The organism is Salipiger marinus, from assembly GCF_035481585.1.
Classification (GTDB): Bacteria; Pseudomonadota; Alphaproteobacteria; order Rhodobacterales; family Rhodobacteraceae; genus Salipiger; species Salipiger marinus.
On sequence record NZ_JAYKSL010000035.1, the window covers coordinates 18,190 to 32,461 of the forward strand.

Here is a 14,272-nt window from a genome sequence, read left to right on the forward strand (position 1 = left end):
TTGAAGGCACCGTGCATGTGCATCCGGACGATCCATAGGCGGCACTGCCATGGCACATCGGGATCAAGACTTCGAAGCCTTCCGGCTCACGCACCCAATGGCATCGGTCAATCATCATCGATCTCCCGCAGCCGCGATGCCCCTTGGCTGCGACTCGGCCTGCTGGCCTTGATCACGGTCACCACGGCCCCGCTATCTCCGATCCGATAGCTGAACCCGTCGATGACGACACCGCAGGCACCATCATTTCCCAGCATCGCTGCCCCCACCCGGTGCCCGATCGCGCGGCGCAGGGCTTCCACGTCCATGCCCTGCACCCGCTCGAGATAGCGGATGACAGCGTGATCTGTGACGGGATGGATCGGTTTCTTCATTTGCTGATCTCGCTCCAATCGAAGTCGATCTCGGCGCGCTTGCCCCAGGAGATCAGCGCCTGCAGGACCGCGTCGATCTGGTGCCAGTCGCGCAGCATGTCCACATCGGCGGGCACGGCGCCCCAGCGCGCCTCAAACCGGGCGCGGATGAAGGTGTTGAGCCCGGCCCGATCCGGCCGCTCCAGCGCCCCCGCCTCGCCCAGCTTGCGCCAGAGCACATGGATCAGCCGCAGATCGGCGCGGGGTGCGGGTTTGCGCCGTCCCCCCGCCTTGGCCTTGAAGCCGTCCTTCTTCAGCCGGTCGACAACCAGCCGCAATTCTGCCGCCGTCATCTCCGACAGGCTGGCCTTGCCGGTGACCTGCTGCTGCAGCGCCCGCCGTGCCTCGGCATCGAGGCCGAGCTGCTTGCAGCCCGCATGGATCATGCGCTGGAGGTTGCGGTCGGTCATGACAGCAGCACCTCCAGTTCACGCGCGAGCTTATTCAGTGAGAAACTGCTTCGCTCGGAGCGATGCTCGGCGCACAGGCAACACCGCGACGAGACGTAAACCGCCATGGTGCCGGGATCGCCCGACAGCTCCACCGACATGGTGCTGTCCCGGTCGAGCAACTTCTCCAGCGCGGCCTCAAGCACGGCAACACGTTCTGCAATCATCTGATCGTCATGTATCTTCACGGGACGCTCCGGCTGCTCATCAGGCCCCGGCCACCACGCCGGGACGACGCCCCGAAGGGCGTTTCGCTCAGGATGTGGCGCTATGGCTGCGCGAACAGGTCGGGCTGAGAGCCGACAGGCGTGGACGAAATCATCTGCAGCCGCGCGCACTCGCGCAGAAGGTCCTCCACCTTTCGGCGCGGGTATCCGGTCGCCCGCCAGATCTCGTCGACAGACAGTCCGGCATTCGCCAAGGTGCTGACCCGCGCATAAGGGGCCTTGCTCGCGACATGGCTCTGAAACTTCGCCAGCATGCTCTGGGCATCGCGGATGGCGCGCTGTTCCATCTCGGCGAAGGCGCGATGGACGATCACGGAAACCCGCGCAGCCACCGGCGTCTTGAGCACGGCAGAGACGCCGTAGGCTCCCGCATGTGTGAAGCCGCGTTGAAGGGCCCTGTTCGCCTTCATTGAAAACACATTCTGTGTTTTCAACACCTCCATCTCCGCCTCCGTGAAGCTGAAGACAAAATCTTCGGGGAACCGCTCCGGATTGCGGCGAATGGCTTGGGTAATCGCGTCCACCCGCGTGGCATAGACCTCGGCCAGATCGGCAGCGATCATGAAGGGCGGACGATCCGGAAGTGTGAAGATCCGGGTCCGGATGCCCGATACCGTTTCGAGTGTGAAGGTCATAGTGCTCTCCGTTGTTTGAAGTCCACGGTCAGCCGCCTTAGACGTTCGCCAGATCGAGGGTGATGGCCTCGCGCTGGCCGGTCTCGGCGTCGATCTGGTAGAAGCGGACATAGGTCTTGGAACCCGTGACCCGGACCGCATCCGAGATCGCGTCCATCGCCCGCTTCCAGTCGGGATCCTCGATGTCGAGGCGGCGCAGGCCCAGCACCCGCTGGGTGTCGATCCGGCCTTCCTTATTCACCTGAAAGGCATGGTCGATCAGCGCGCGGATGTTGTCATTGGCGCCCTCGCTCCAGCGCGTCACACAGGCGTCGATCAGTTCCTTGGCGGCGGCAAGCTGCGGGCCGAAGCTGAGATGCTCCGCCACCGCCACCTGCATCTCCAGGGTGCCGTCGAAGCTGCGCAGCGTCATGTTGCCCTTCGTGCCGCCCTTCTCGGCGCCGTATTCCTGCGCGACGAGCGCCTTGAAGGCCTGCGCTTCACCCAGCGCCAGTGCCTTCAGCGCCGCCAGCTGCTCGTGCACGCCCCGGGCGGTCTGGCACATGCTGCGGACCAGCTGATCTTCGAGCTTGTCGACGGGCTTGACCCGCGCCTCGGGGATCAGCTCGCCCCGGGCGTTCTGCCAGAAGCCCTGCGGGATATGGGTCGATGTCGTCATGTCTGCTCTCCTTTGGGGGTCAGGGGATCGGCGCCGATATGGCGCGGGCAGCGGTTGCAAGCCCGATACATCGTCACCGCCTGGCTGTTGACGTTCTCGAAGGTTCTGGCGCGGGCACGCCAGAACCGGCACTTCTGCTTGCCGATCTCGCCCAGCACCGGGCAGTCGAAGGTCTCGGCCATGAGCGCGCCGCGCACCACGTCCTCCACCGCCTCGAGCCCGGCGCCGTATTTGTTGCGCAGCACGTTCGACACGAGCGAGGCGCTGCGGCCCAGACGCTGGGCCACTTGATTCTGTGAGGTCCGGTCGCATTCCCGGGCCAGCGTCTCGATCCAGTCGGGGATCGCCGCGCCCCAGGCGGCGCGGGCGGTCTCGAGCGCGCTCATGACTTCAGATCCCGCTGGGCAGGCACGAAGCTCAGCTCGTTGGGATCGAGCACCCCGCGCACCAGCGTGGAGCGCGGCGGCAGCGGGCCGGTGTCGCGGATCAGCTGGTAGCGGGCATCGCGCCGCCCGGGGATCGCCGTCACCCGCACCCGCAGATACTCGGCCCCCAGCAGCTGGCGGCAATAGGCGCGCGCCTTGTCGAGGCTCACCTCCACCCCGCCCGCATTGGAATGTGCCGCCACATCGGTGGGGGAGAAGATGCCGAGCCGCCGCATGGCGCGCCACATGTTGCCCTCGGGGCTTGCCGCCTGATCGCCGGGCGATGTGGTCGGGATCACCGGGATCGCCTTGTCCACATCGACAAAGAACTTCCGGTGCTGCTCGTCGCGGCGGGAGAAGCGGATGCGGCCATTGCGTTCCCAGCGCTGCAGGAACTTCTTGGCGGTGCGTTCGGCGATGCCCTTGTCGGCAAGGTCGGTCCAGTGGATCTCCGCCAGACCTTTGACCAGCCCCCAGGCGTGCTTTTCCATCTCGGAGCGAAAATCCTGTGTCATGCCCGCTTCGCCTTTCCGCGCAGGGCGGCCACGCTGCTCCGGAAGTCAGCGACCCGGCGCAGTTCCGGCGGCTGGCCGGTCTGGAAGGCTCGGTCGCCCCAGAAGGCCAGATCAGCCGTGCGCTTGCCAGCTGTCCGCGCCAATTCCTTCACACGGTCGAGATTGGTGGCCACATGGCGGATCGAGCCGCCCGAGGCCTCGACAATCGCGGCCAAAAGGTCGGGCGCCACATCCACGCCCCGGGAATAGATGCCGACCAGCTGTTCGGCGTCGCCCAGATCGCAGGGCAGCGCCGGTTCCCAGGCGAGCTGCCGGTTGTGGATGTTTTCCCAGTTGGTCAGATCCTGCGGCAGCTTCTCCTCGCCGACGAGGATCACCGGCGCCTGACTGCTTTCATAGATGTCGCGGGCCAGCTCGATCATGCGCTTGCGCAGCAAATACTGCGCGTCGTCGATGATCAGCGGCCTGTCGGAGCGGGCGAGCTGGGCGCCGATGGCATCGACCATGGCAGGCACCCCGCGCGCGGGCGGCGCGCCGATCTCGCGCATGATGGCCTGCGCCAGATAGGTCGGCGTCCAGCAGTCCTTCACCTGGACCACATGGGCCTGAAACTCGTTGCCCGCGACCGTGACCGCAGTGGTCTTGCCCCAGCCCGAGGGGCCGTAGAAGGTTGCCATTCCCGGCAGACCGAAGGTCCGGGTCTGCACGCGATCGACAAGGCCGACAAGGGCTGCGACGTTGCGCAAGGGGGCGATGGACGGTGTCATGCTCTGCTCCTCTTCTCTTTATTCTTCCTGTCCGAAGGCCCGGCGCAGGCGCGCAAAGCCCCGGTATTCGGCGGACTGCTGGTATTCCGCGAGCCAGCTGCGCTGCTCGGCGGTCATCGGCTGGCCCTCGGCCAGCATCGCCTCCAGCGTCAGGGCGCGCTCAAACCGCACGCGCGGATCATCCTCGGCGGGGGCCGCGCGGCGCTCGGAAAGCCGGGTGATCTGCGCCTCCAGCCGGGCCGCAGCCTCGATCTGGTCGGTGGTATCGCGGCGGCGGGCAGGTTTTGGCGCCTTGGGATGCGCGGGCACCAGCCGCACCACATCAGCCTTGGGCAACTCGTCTCCCACCGGCTTGCCTGCGGCGCGCAGCCGCGCGGCGATCTCGTGATGATCAAGCTGCCGCTCGGCTTTGGCGAGTTCCTTCGTTGCCCGGATGAAGGCGTTGCGCTTGCGCGCATGAGTGCGCGCATCCTCGACGCTAAGGAACGGCGCGGCCTCCATACACGGGGCGTGCCCAAGATAGCCGCCCGCCAGATCGTAGACATGCAGACCAGCGTGCAAATCGTCCTGATCGAAGCGCGCGGCGATCTTCTGCCCGGCGATGCGATACATCCACTCGGCCCAATAGCGCGATCCGTGCAGCTTCAGTTCGCCGTTCTTGCTGTCAGCTCGCAACCCCTCGACCCGCAGCAGCCAGAGGCGGCGCTGCTCTTCGGTGGCCTGGCTGATCGGGGCGCGCGAATAAGCCTCATTGAACACGTCATTGAAGGACCGGCCAAAGGCCACCTCGCTGCGCCGGGCGGGCCGGGCATTATGCGCCTCGATCTCTTCGGCGACGACCGCGCGGAAGTCCTCCAGCGGAATGGCGCGGCTGCCATAGTTCTCGGGCTTGGCGTCGGGCCGGTTGCCGGTATAGGCGCCCTCGAAGGCCGGGTGCTTGGCGATCCGGTCGCACAGATCGCGGAAGGCGCGCTCGATCGGCTTGGACTGCCCGGAATAAGGCGTGGCCCAGATCACCTTGACCCCGAGCAGCGGCAGCAGACCCGGGATGTCCTCGTCGACGATCTTGAAGCGGAAACGCGTGGGCGTGCCGCCGGTGATCGCTTTCGCCGCGAACTCGCGCCCGTTGTCGAGCAGAGCGTGCTGCGGCACCCCATAGCGCTCGATCAGATCGCCAAGGGCAAGCTGCACGGTGTGGCTGTTGGCGCTGATGTCGAGACGCCACGCGAGGATCTTGCCGGAATACACATCCGAGAACACCACCATCTGCACCCGGACCGGGTCTTTCTCGCCGGGCCAGCGCACAAACACGTCAAACTTGTGATAGTCGCCCTGGACGCATTCCAGCGGCACCATCGCTGACTTGTCGCGGGTCTGGTGCGGGTAGAAGCGGCGCAGCGCCTCGACACCCTTCCGGTGGTAGATCAGCACCGGCTCGGAGATGGTGGCCTTGATCCAGTTGCGGACCTGGTGGATCGGCGGCACCGGCAGACCGTCTTTCTCGGCGATGCGCACGGCACGGTCATAGCAGGAGGTCAGCGATGGCCCGGACAGTCGCAGGAAATCGCTCTTCACGAGCTCGCAGAACTCGGCGCTCGGCGCGACGGGCACAGCCTTCTTGCGTAGGCTGCGGCGGTCGACCAGATAGGCCAGGCGGTCGGCATGGGCGACGCCCTCGACCCGCGCAAACCAGTTCCAGATAGACTTCTCCGAAGCGCCGGATCGCGTGGCAACCGTGGTCACCGCGAGCGAGCGGACCATGCCCGCCGCCTCGATCTCCTCGACCTCGGCCAATACGGCAAGGCGCTCGCCCGCTTTCTTCCTCGCGGTCGCGGTGGCGCTCTCGTAATCCGCCCATGCTTCGTCGCGGCTGATCTTCGGCTCGGACATGTCTTCGCGGCGTTCGATCAGCGCAAGACGCGCGCGGGTCGGCAGCAGCGACCAATGGTATTCCATGCCACCGCCGACGCCCTTGCGCCGCCGCACCTTACCGGACCGGGCTTTCCAGCCCTCGCGCGCCGCCATCTCGTTGACCTTGCGCTTGCTGCCCGGCATGTCCGGCAACCCGGCCGCCGCCAGTTCCGCCGCACTCCACCAGTCCTGTTGCGGCCGGTCAGTCATCATGCATCTCGTCGAGCAGGGCCTGAACCTCGCCGCCCTTCTCCTCGAGGAAGCGGCGGCGCGCGATCTTCGGCGCGCGTTTCCACGCATCCATCAGCCGCAGCAGGGTCTGGTCGGTGTTGGTAAGCGGCTCGGGCGCCATGCCCTGCTCGGCTTTCCACAGCTTGCGCGCGGCGGCGGCTTTCGGCGCCCCGCCCCGGGCCAGCGTGTCGATCACGAAGGACCGCTCGCCCGCCTCGCCGATCTTGCTGATCACATAGAGGTCGTCCATCGTGACGCGCTTCGGCGCGGCCTCCAGAGCCTGAGCCTGATCCGGCGTCAGCGCGCGACCGGCGCGGACAATCCGTTGGACCTGCCGGGGTGTCACGCCCATCACCGCGCCGACGAAATCAGCAAACGACATTTCTGTCGTTTGCTGATTTTGGCGCGCTTTGCCGCCCGCGACACCGGGCGCGGTGCCCGGATGCAGGTTGAGATAGGCCTCGTGCCGCACCGCAAGGCTGCGGGCCAGCGCCACCGGCGTCAGATGCGCCAGCGCGAGGTTGGCATCGGTCTCGAAAAACCGCGCCTCCTCCTGCGAACACTGCCAGACCCGGGCAAGGATCGTGTCCAGCCCAAGATCCCGCGCCAGCGTCAGCCGGTGCGCGCCGTCGATCAGTTCGAACCCGGTCTTGGCCTTGCGCACATGGATCGGCGTGGTGAAGCCGCTATGGTCCTCATAGGACTGGCGCAGCACCGCCACCGCATCGGCGGAAACGCTGCGGGTGCGCGCCCTCATCACGATCTCGGCGACCGGGATCTCTTCAAACTTCGGCAGGTCAGCCATTCTGTCGTGGCCCTTTCATGTAGTAGTGCCGCGCCGCTTGCATCACAGCTCCTGCTGATCGGCGCGGGCCTCGCGGACGTCGCGCGCAGTGTCGAAAATGGCGGTGCCAATGCCCCAGCCGACGCGCAAAGCCATGCCAAGGATGATGAAGGCGAGAATGGTGTCGAAAGCTTCGGTCACTGCAGCACCCCCGCGACAACGAACAGCACAATCGAGAGCAGCACCACGCAAGCGGTGGCGAGCGCATCACCCCAGATGCTGTCCGAAAACCGCCGCTCGGCCACTTTCAGCCCGACCCAAGCCGCGCGCAGAGAGGAAATATAGACGCGCGGCTTGGGGGCTTCGGCGCCGGTGTCGGCGCCGAGATGACGATCGCAAGATCCGTGAGTGGTGGCAGCGATCGCCATATTCTGAACAGGGCATGCCTCAGCATGAGGGCGGACAACGTCCGCCTGACAGGTAATGATCTCCGGCGCCATCACAGCACCCCGATCAGCTTGAACAGGCCAATCCACAGCCAGAGCCCGACGAACGCGGCGGGCAAGAACCACCAACCGCTGAGCATCATTCTGCCTCCGCGACGGTGGCGCCGGGGCGTTCAGTGGCCAGATCGTGGGAGCAGTCAGGCCCCAAGAACACCTCCGCCGGGATCGCCTGAAAACCATGTTCGACCATGGCGCGCATCGTCCGCCAGGCCGACCGCCAGCTACGCTTGTCATGGAAGTACAGCGCCACGTCCTGCAGCGCGTTGCCGGGGAAGGTTTCGGGCGCGACCCGCACACGGGGCAAGCCGTTCGTCTGGTCGCGATCGACCGTCAGGAACAGTTCGGACGGGATGGATGCGGACATCACCCAGCCCTCCGCACGCGGTCAAAGCGATCAGCCTCACGCTTCATCCGATGGGCGTAACCCATCTCCACCATCTCGCGGCCCGCCGCTTCAATGATACGTTCCAGCAGCGCGCTGCCAACCTCTCCACCGGCCTGCCCGTAGGTCGCGCTGCGCGCAACACTGGTGTTGACGCCGTTCGCTTTGCACCACGCCTCAAAGCTTGTCCCATTGGACCGGAACGCGCCCACGATCACTCCGTGAAGAATCGTGCCAGGCTGGAACATCTTATCCGCCTTTGTCATACTGCCTCGCATCGCAGGGTTTACTTGTGTCGTTACAATGCCCAATCTATCTAATAGAGGTGATTTTTCAAGCTCTATTAGATAGAAAGTGAAGAGATTGAGATAGATGTCTGATTTTTCAGAGAAAATCAGGCACGTCCGAGAGGAAATGAAGCTTTCTCGACGTGCTTTGGGCGACCTGATCGGCGTTGCCGAAGGAAAAATCCAGAAGATCGAGATCGGCTCCCAGAGGGCTGATCACGAGTTTCTATCTCATTTGTCCAAAGAGACACTCATAGATCTGAACTGGCTGCTAGATGATTCACAGCCAATTTTGCCAGGCCCCCTACCAAGAAGAGGCGACCAACCTGTCCGGAGAGACCTGGACCGTTTGCGCCTCTCGATCGAGGCGGTGGAGGAGGGGCTCGACGCCTTTGGGCGTGTCGCCTCACCCGATATCAAGGCTGGACTGGTCGCTGCGGCTTACGAGCTCCTCCAGACCGAGGGCGAAAAGGCCGCTGCACAGATTATTCGATTGGTAAGGACTGCATAACATCAAGGAGTGCGCAGATGACCGATGACAGCGATCCTAGGAAGAAGATCACGCGGCTCTTCGAGCAGACGGTTCCGAAACCAGCCGCAGCCCCCTCGATCGTCCAAAGTGGCACCGGCAACATCATCGCTTTTGGCAATGTGAGCATCGGCCAAGAAGGGCGCAGAGCACCGCGCGTTACCGTAGCAGCGCATCCCGGCATCGACCACATCACCGAGGCGCAGAAAGCGACTCTGAAGCAGATTGTCAGCGACGTCGTCGCGACCGAGGCTCGGTTGAAGAAGTCTCCCAAAAGCCACGGTGCGGTCTGGAGTGCTGTTAACAAGACATGCGGGGTGACTTCGTACCACCTGATCGCTCTCGAAGATTTCGAAACGGCACGCGGCTATCTGAACAGCTGGCTCGGGCGCTTGAACAGCATGAAAAGTGCCCCGGTGAAGAACGGCGACGCTTACCGCAGGCGCAGATACAGCTATATCAAAGTGAACACAAAACATCCCGAAGACGCCGCAGCCCTGGATGCCTACATCCTGAAGAAGTTCAAGGTGACCAGCATTTCCGAGCTATCTAACCCCGAGTTGGAGCAGGCCTATCGCTATGTCGCGAGCCGAAAATCACGGCGATGACTGCGCACCCTGGTTGGGCAGGGGCTCCCCCAGCTTGGCATCAATATAGGCCATGATCATGTCAACCTATGGTATTTCCGAAGAGGCTTGGGCCGCGTTCGAACTTGTTCATGCCGAACCGGCATCGGCAGCCCTTGCGTCTTTTGACCGTTACTTAGAGGTCATGCGACAGCATGTTGAACAGTTCTCTTGGACAGGGTTGCTTGGCGATCCAGAAGCTCCTGTTTTTCGGAGACGGTGCATGTTCCTTTACCGTCACCGACATACTCTTGCTTACCAAGAAGAACGTCGTCCGCAGCTTATCGAGTTCAACCCCAGATATTTGGGTTATAGTTCCTCCCAGTGTGAGATTGAGCTTCATCTATGTCTAGATGGGCTTGCTCTGGCCTGGAGCCACTCGTTTTGGCAAAACTTCCTGCCCCCAAACGGTTGGGGGTGCGGCTGCAGCGTCCACGCGATCCGCTTTGAGAGTGGCCTGAAGCGGAACGGATTTAACCTCGCAGATGATCCGCCCGACACATGGAAGCTTGTTCAAGGGTCTGATCGGCGAGATTGCCTCTCGGAGGGGTTCGAAAACAACCGTATCCCAACGATGCGACAAGCAGTTACCGCTGCTGCCACGGGAATTGCGGACTGATCGCCTTCTGTCCACCGGGTTCCGTCCCGAGCAACAGGTCAATCGAGGAACAGCACAATGCCCCCGTCACGCTACTCCTTCGGCAGCCGCGTCATCGTCCAACTATTGGACGACAAAGGCGAGTTGCCTGGAACGATAATCGGCGGTCCCGTCTTCAGAGGCGGGATCAGGAGCGGGATTGCAATGTGGAAGGTTCAACACGAAGAGTTCGAGAACTGGTATCCAGCTGATCGGCTGCGCCCAGCGATCGGAGTGGTGGAATAGGTCCGCCGCCTACGCAGCTTTCTAGCACAAAATCAGGTCCCACTTAGCTGGGCCATCCTGACAGGCGCATGTTTCCCCATGTGCCTGTTTTTATTTGGGTAATCGGCAAGTGGGACGGCTGAGAGCTAAGTGGGCCGGTGCCGTCCCACTTCCGGAGCTTGCACCTTGGGTAAAATCGCCTGCTAAAGGCCCTGTGCAGAGGTGTTTCAAGGCTGTTTCACAAGGGCTTAGCCTTTTCGGACCCAACGGCCCACTTCGCGCCGCCAAAATTGCCAGGCAGGCCTAAAATCCCTCGTTTTGGCTTCTACTGTAAAATAAGCCCTCGCGCCCCCCGCGTTCGGAACAGGCCCCGCAACACACTGACTTTATTGCCCTTCCGGCATCTTCCGACCTCTTCGGGTCTCTTCCGGGTTCACTGTAATAATGAGTGTCACCCTACAGCTGTAGCGTGACGGCCAAACTTGCAGTGATTTACAGCCAAACTTACAGCAAAGCATTTTTGCGCTGGGCGGCTTGAACGGCCGGTTCAACAGCCCTTCAACCTGATGGTCACGCGGGGCGGGTGATTCGCTCGCCCGCGCGCCGGGCTCCCCCTNGGCTTGAACGGCCGGTTCAACAGCCCTTCAACCTGATGGTCACGCGGGGCGGGTGATTCGCTCGCCCGCGCGCCGGGCTCCCCCTACTCCCTGAGCCCGGCCATCCTCACCCGAAGGTCACGCCACGCAGGGCGACGCGGTCGCGCAGGTAGGTCATGTGCGCCTGCGCCTCGGCCTCGGTGAAGCTGCGCAGGTAGGCGGCGATGGCATAGGTCTGTGCGATAGAGGGGTTGGGGCTGCGGCTCACGCCATGCGACCACGGACCGAAGGACATGGTGCCCCGATCCGTTGCGCCATCGTAGTGGCTGGAAATTCCGGCATCCGTGCGTGTCGCGGTCGCGTGCCCGAGTTGATAGAGTTTTACGGTTCCCGCCGCGCCGTCGATCTCGATGCCCGCGACACCGGCCTCATTATATGTATCAGGACCGGTAGCCCCGACAGTGGTCTGGCCCATGATCGTCGAGCCGTTGTCGAAGAGCTGCCAGTGCCCCACGGCATCAGAGCCGTCATAGTTGAGAACAACGGCATGGTCATTCGGGTGCGTCGCACCGGGCGTCTCCATGTCGGTCGAGTTGCTGAGGCCGATCCAGTTATTGTAGTCGCCCGCCGAGTTGCCGGGCAGCGTGTTCATCCCGGCGACGAAGACCGTCATCTCCCGGCCCGCCGGATTGATCGGCAGCGAGGTCTCGTAGACCATGCCGTCATTGTTGGGGGTTTCGACCCCGTAGGACCGCTTGATCCCCGCAGACCAGCCAGCCTTGAGCGTGGCGGTGTTGCCGTTGCCAGAGGCATCTGCGACCGAGGTGATCTCATCATCGGGATCGCCATCTTCGAAGAGCCACAGACCTACGAGGTCCGCGACAGGCATCCCCGAGACGAGGCGCGTGACCGTGCCAAGACCGGCGGCGGAGAAGTCGGCATTGGGCAGCTTGATAAGCATGGCTCAGAACTCCGAATAAGAGAGAGGAAGGACAAAGGCGATCGAGGGGTTGTGCAGCGGGTAGCGCTTGCCCACGAGCTCGGGGATATTGGCCCCGGCATACATGCCCCGCTCGGGGACATAGTCGTAGAGCTCCGGCGCCAGGGTCGGATCGCTGTCGAACACCATCCCGTTGCCATTATGAACGGTCTTGTCGGCATACCAGAGCAGAGCATCCGCAGGCGGCGGCGTCGTGGTGACGATGCGGATCACCGTGTCCGCCACAATTTCCACGGAGGTGATCGGATAGGTGGTCAGCCCGTCCGCCGAGGTCACGCGGAAGCCCCGGTCGGCATAGGTGGCGGCGGCCAGCACGACCCGGGGCGAGGCGAAGCGCAGCGGCGGCACCGGCACATGATAGCTTACCGTGATCGCCGTGCCGCTGGCGGTGACCTGCAGCGGGCGCACCGGCTGGAAGGCCTGCCCGGCCATCACCTTTGCCGCCACCTTGGCCATCTGGCATCCGAACCAGCGCGCGCCATTGGCGTCCAGATGCGCGCCCTTGTCGGTATAGGGATAGATCGGCCCCACCATCACCGCATCATCCCGCGCCAGCACCACCTCAAGCTGCGCCATGCCCACATGCAGATCGGGATCGCCATTGGCGTCCACATCGCGGGTGTAGGAGGCGCCGGTCTGATAGACCAGCTTCAGCGGCGGCAGCGCCTGCCCGGTGATCGCCATGATGTCGGTGTTGGCGTCGTCAAAGAGCGTGTGCAGGGCGGCGGCATACAGCGCCCGCGTGGCATTGGTCGAGCCATTTGACGTGGTGTAATCCCACTCGCCCTGCAGCCAGGTCATGATCGGGCAGACACAGGTCTCTGACAGCGCGTCCGCCAGATCCTTGGCCAGCTGGATGCCGTCAAGCATGCCGCCCCAGCGGTCCAGCCCATCCTGCGTGTTGACCTTGGAAAGCTGCGCGATGGTGCGCCCCGCCTGCGCCGAGGACATGGCCACCAGATTGCGGCCATCGTTCTCGCTCAGGCCGCGCCGATTGAGCCAGAGCTTCAGGCCGTTGGTCAACCCGATCACCGGCGGCTCGCCATTCACCTGATCCCCCGGCGTCAGAGCGGCCTCCTCTGCGCCGCTGAGGTTGGCGGTCCCGTCGTGGGTATTGGCCACCAGAGGGTTGAACTGCGCGGTGCCCATGGCGGTATAGGAGGCGGCGGTCAGGTTATCGACGTTGTCGCCCACCATCAGCGCGCCGGGCTGCGGCGTCTTGGACAGGCTCGGCCAGGTCTCGTTCCCCTCTCCCAAGCTCTGCCCGTAGTTCATCAGCGTGTTGTAGGTGGCCGTGGCCAGCTGCACCATCGGCGCTCTCTGGATCATGGCCTGCGACCACGCCTTGTTCCGCAGATCCAGATCGGCCCAGGTCTCTGCCCCAATCCCCGGAAAGTGGAAGGTGCCATCCTTGAAACCGAACCCGACATGGTCATTCGCATCGATCACCGCGAAGTCCCAGTCCGCAGCCTTGCCGCCAATCTGCGCGCCACCCCCGACCAGAAGCTCGCCGCGCGTGGTCACGGCAAAGCCGACCCGGTCACTGCCATCGGCCAGTGCGAAGGCGTGCGAGGTCTCCTCACCGATGACCTCGTAGCCCTTGCCGCGCAGTGACCCCAGCGTCAGCAGCTGGCGCAGGATCACCTCGCCCTGCGGCGACAGCCCCAGCCCAAGATTGCCCGCGCCATCCGACAGCGCGAAGGCCAGCTCCTCGATGCCCGCCAGCGCCGCATCCGCCGGCACAAGGATGGTCTCGCCATCCCCACCCAGCACGCCTGCGGTCCGTGCATCCACCCCCGTCGCCGTGATGGCCGCCGCCTGCGCCGTTGCTGCTGCTGCCGCCACCTCGCCCTGCGACGGCGCGCCAAGATTGCCGCGCGCCACATCCGGATCGGCCACGTCGCTCAGGTTGGCGGCAGAGGTGAGCTTGCCCGAAAGCCCGGTGGGCTGCAGCCAGGTCCAGTCGCCGACCCCGGTGCCGAAGGCGGTGTATTGCCCGGCATTGTCGACGGTCTCGCTGCTCTGCGGATCGGTGTGGCTGCCGGTGTCGCTGTCGGCCACTTCGGCGCGCTGGCCAATGCCGCTGGGGGCGAGCTCGGCCAGCGCCGCCCAGCTCGGGCGCAGCAGGCTGGCATAAGAGGTGGCGGTTTCGACGGCCGTGAACCGGTCGGCCAGCGCGCCAGAGGCGGCGAGCCGGGTGCTGAGGCTGGCGAGCGGCAGCATCCCCAGCGTGCCGCCGTCATGCGCCAGCAGGTCCTCGGCGCTGGCGAGGTTGGTAAGGTCGATGGTTCTGACGCCGTTGTCGGGCATGGGCTTATCCTCAGAAGATAAGAGTGGAGAGTGGCCCGGCGGTGGGGCCGGAAACATTGTCAACATTGCGGGGCGCGAGGCGGTATTCGACCGGGCCTGCGGGGGCGCAGGCGGGGGTGCGCAGATAAAGGAGCGCTGCGGTCACCGCGCCGTCGAAAT

18 protein-coding genes and 1 other RNA gene are annotated in these 14,272 nt (G+C 64.2%); 2 read left to right on the forward strand and 17 right to left on the reverse strand.

The window, feature by feature from the left end:
* Positions 1 to 107 precede the first annotated feature (107 nt).
* The 15 genes from VK682_RS25380 to VK682_RS25450 form a co-directional block, all read right to left on the reverse strand.
* Entirely contained in the window at positions 108 to 374 is a 267-nt protein-coding gene (locus tag VK682_RS25380) for a hypothetical protein (RefSeq protein ID WP_324782812.1), read from the reverse strand.
* Positions 371 to 823, reverse strand: coding sequence for a gp16 family protein (locus VK682_RS25385; protein WP_324782813.1), 453 nt, complete (start codon positions 821 to 823; stop codon positions 371 to 373). The genes VK682_RS25380 and VK682_RS25385 overlap by 4 nt, the downstream gene beginning before the upstream one ends.
* Positions 820 to 1,050, reverse strand: a complete 231-nt coding sequence (locus VK682_RS25390) for a hypothetical protein (protein ID WP_324782814.1) — start codon at positions 1,048 to 1,050, stop codon at positions 820 to 822. The genes VK682_RS25385 and VK682_RS25390 overlap by 4 nt, the downstream gene beginning before the upstream one ends.
* 6 nt (positions 1,051 to 1,056) lie before the next feature.
* Positions 1,057 to 1,119: hammerhead ribozyme type II (locus VK682_RS25395), an RNA gene on the reverse strand.
* 11 nt (positions 1,120 to 1,130) lie between these two features.
* Positions 1,131 to 1,724, reverse strand: coding sequence for an ORF6N domain-containing protein (locus VK682_RS25400; protein ID WP_324782815.1), 594 nt, complete (start codon positions 1,722 to 1,724; stop codon positions 1,131 to 1,133).
* Positions 1,725 to 1,761: 37 nt separating this feature from the next.
* Positions 1,762 to 2,382 carry a DUF3164 family protein gene (locus VK682_RS25405; RefSeq protein ID WP_324782816.1) on the reverse strand — a complete coding sequence of 207 codons (621 nt, stop codon included), beginning with the start codon at positions 2,380 to 2,382 and terminating at the stop codon, positions 1,762 to 1,764.
* A complete protein-coding gene (locus VK682_RS25410; RefSeq protein ID WP_324782817.1) occupies positions 2,379 to 2,768 on the reverse strand; it encodes a hypothetical protein in 390 nt (129 codons plus the stop codon). Before VK682_RS25410 ends, VK682_RS25405 begins: the two co-directional genes overlap by 4 nt.
* Entirely contained in the window at positions 2,765 to 3,322 is a 558-nt protein-coding gene (locus VK682_RS25415; protein WP_324782818.1) for a hypothetical protein, read from the reverse strand. The genes VK682_RS25410 and VK682_RS25415 overlap by 4 nt, the downstream gene beginning before the upstream one ends.
* On the reverse strand, positions 3,319 to 4,089 hold the full coding sequence (locus VK682_RS25420; protein WP_324782819.1) for an AAA family ATPase: 771 nt from the start codon (positions 4,087 to 4,089) through the stop codon (positions 3,319 to 3,321). Before VK682_RS25420 ends, VK682_RS25415 begins: the two co-directional genes overlap by 4 nt.
* An 18-nt stretch (positions 4,090 to 4,107) precedes the next feature.
* A complete protein-coding gene (locus VK682_RS25425) occupies positions 4,108 to 6,210 on the reverse strand; it encodes a transposase domain-containing protein (protein WP_324782820.1) in 2,103 nt (700 codons plus the stop codon).
* Positions 6,203 to 7,036: a ParB/RepB/Spo0J family partition protein gene (locus VK682_RS25430; protein ID WP_324782821.1), complete on the reverse strand. Its 834-nt coding sequence runs from the start codon at positions 7,034 to 7,036 to the stop codon at positions 6,203 to 6,205. Before VK682_RS25430 ends, VK682_RS25425 begins: the two co-directional genes overlap by 8 nt.
* 42 nt (positions 7,037 to 7,078) lie before the next feature.
* On the reverse strand, positions 7,079 to 7,216 hold the full coding sequence (locus tag VK682_RS25435; protein ID WP_324782822.1) for a hypothetical protein: 138 nt from the start codon (positions 7,214 to 7,216) through the stop codon (positions 7,079 to 7,081).
* Positions 7,213 to 7,515: a hypothetical protein gene (locus VK682_RS25440; protein WP_324782823.1), complete on the reverse strand. Its 303-nt coding sequence runs from the start codon at positions 7,513 to 7,515 to the stop codon at positions 7,213 to 7,215. The genes VK682_RS25435 and VK682_RS25440 overlap by 4 nt, the downstream gene beginning before the upstream one ends.
* A gap of 85 nt (positions 7,516 to 7,600) precedes the next feature.
* Positions 7,601 to 7,885: a hypothetical protein gene (locus VK682_RS25445; protein WP_324782824.1), complete on the reverse strand. Its 285-nt coding sequence runs from the start codon at positions 7,883 to 7,885 to the stop codon at positions 7,601 to 7,603.
* Complete coding sequence (locus VK682_RS25450; RefSeq protein WP_324782825.1) at positions 7,885 to 8,151, reverse strand: hypothetical protein; 267 nt, start codon at positions 8,149 to 8,151, stop codon at positions 7,885 to 7,887. Before VK682_RS25450 ends, VK682_RS25445 begins: the two co-directional genes overlap by 1 nt.
* Positions 8,152 to 8,275: 124 nt before the next feature.
* Between VK682_RS25450 and VK682_RS25455 the strand changes: the two genes are divergently transcribed.
* Together VK682_RS25455 and VK682_RS25460 are read left to right on the forward strand one after the other, a co-directional pair.
* The gene (locus VK682_RS25455) at positions 8,276 to 8,701 is read left to right on the forward strand and encodes a helix-turn-helix domain-containing protein (protein ID WP_324782826.1); all 426 of its coding nucleotides are present in this window, start codon (positions 8,276 to 8,278) and stop codon (positions 8,699 to 8,701) included.
* Between the two features lie 17 nt (positions 8,702 to 8,718).
* Complete coding sequence (locus VK682_RS25460; RefSeq protein ID WP_324782827.1) at positions 8,719 to 9,327, forward strand: hypothetical protein; 609 nt, start codon at positions 8,719 to 8,721, stop codon at positions 9,325 to 9,327.
* Positions 9,328 to 10,930: 1,603 nt separating this feature from the next.
* Here the strand turns inward: VK682_RS25460 and VK682_RS25465 are convergent.
* Positions 10,931 to 11,764 (reverse strand): hypothetical protein, encoded by an 834-nt coding sequence (locus VK682_RS25465; RefSeq protein WP_230797502.1) that lies wholly within the window; start codon positions 11,762 to 11,764, stop codon positions 10,931 to 10,933.
* A gap of 3 nt (positions 11,765 to 11,767) precedes the next feature.
* A complete protein-coding gene (locus VK682_RS25470; RefSeq protein WP_324782828.1) occupies positions 11,768 to 14,113 on the reverse strand; it encodes a hypothetical protein in 2,346 nt (781 codons plus the stop codon).
* Positions 14,114 to 14,272: the final 159 nt, after the last annotated feature.

Bases quoted from the DNA above. Each gene is read 5' to 3' on its own strand.
- VK682_RS25380 (WP_324782812.1), bottom strand. From the start codon at position 374: ATGAAGAAACCGATCCATCCCGTCACAGATCACGCTGTCATCCGCTAT.
- VK682_RS25385 (WP_324782813.1), bottom strand. From the start codon at position 823: ATGACCGACCGCAACCTCCAGCGCATGATCCATGCGGGCTGCAAGCAG.
- VK682_RS25400 (WP_324782815.1), bottom strand. From the start codon at position 1,724: ATGACCTTCACACTCGAAACGGTATCGGGCATCCGGACCCGGATCTTC.
- VK682_RS25405 (WP_324782816.1), bottom strand. From the start codon at position 2,382: ATGACGACATCGACCCATATCCCGCAGGGCTTCTGGCAGAACGCCCGG.
- VK682_RS25410 (WP_324782817.1), bottom strand. From the start codon at position 2,768: ATGAGCGCGCTCGAGACCGCCCGCGCCGCCTGGGGCGCGGCGATCCCC.
- VK682_RS25415 (WP_324782818.1), bottom strand. From the start codon at position 3,322: ATGACACAGGATTTTCGCTCCGAGATGGAAAAGCACGCCTGGGGGCTG.
- VK682_RS25420 (WP_324782819.1), bottom strand. From the start codon at position 4,089: ATGACACCGTCCATCGCCCCCTTGCGCAACGTCGCAGCCCTTGTCGGC.
- VK682_RS25425 (WP_324782820.1), bottom strand. From the start codon at position 6,210: ATGACTGACCGGCCGCAACAGGACTGGTGGAGTGCGGCGGAACTGGCG.
- VK682_RS25430 (WP_324782821.1), bottom strand. From the start codon at position 7,036: ATGGCTGACCTGCCGAAGTTTGAAGAGATCCCGGTCGCCGAGATCGTG.
- VK682_RS25440 (WP_324782823.1), bottom strand. From the start codon at position 7,515: ATGGCGCCGGAGATCATTACCTGTCAGGCGGACGTTGTCCGCCCTCAT.
- VK682_RS25445 (WP_324782824.1), bottom strand. From the start codon at position 7,885: ATGTCCGCATCCATCCCGTCCGAACTGTTCCTGACGGTCGATCGCGAC.
- VK682_RS25450 (WP_324782825.1), bottom strand. From the start codon at position 8,151: ATGTTCCAGCCTGGCACGATTCTTCACGGAGTGATCGTGGGCGCGTTC.
- VK682_RS25455 (WP_324782826.1), top strand. From the start codon at position 8,276: ATGTCTGATTTTTCAGAGAAAATCAGGCACGTCCGAGAGGAAATGAAG.
- VK682_RS25460 (WP_324782827.1), top strand. From the start codon at position 8,719: ATGACCGATGACAGCGATCCTAGGAAGAAGATCACGCGGCTCTTCGAG.
- VK682_RS25465 (WP_230797502.1), bottom strand. From the start codon at position 11,764: ATGCTTATCAAGCTGCCCAATGCCGACTTCTCCGCCGCCGGTCTTGGC.
- VK682_RS25470 (WP_324782828.1), bottom strand. From the start codon at position 14,113: ATGCCCGACAACGGCGTCAGAACCATCGACCTTACCAACCTCGCCAGC.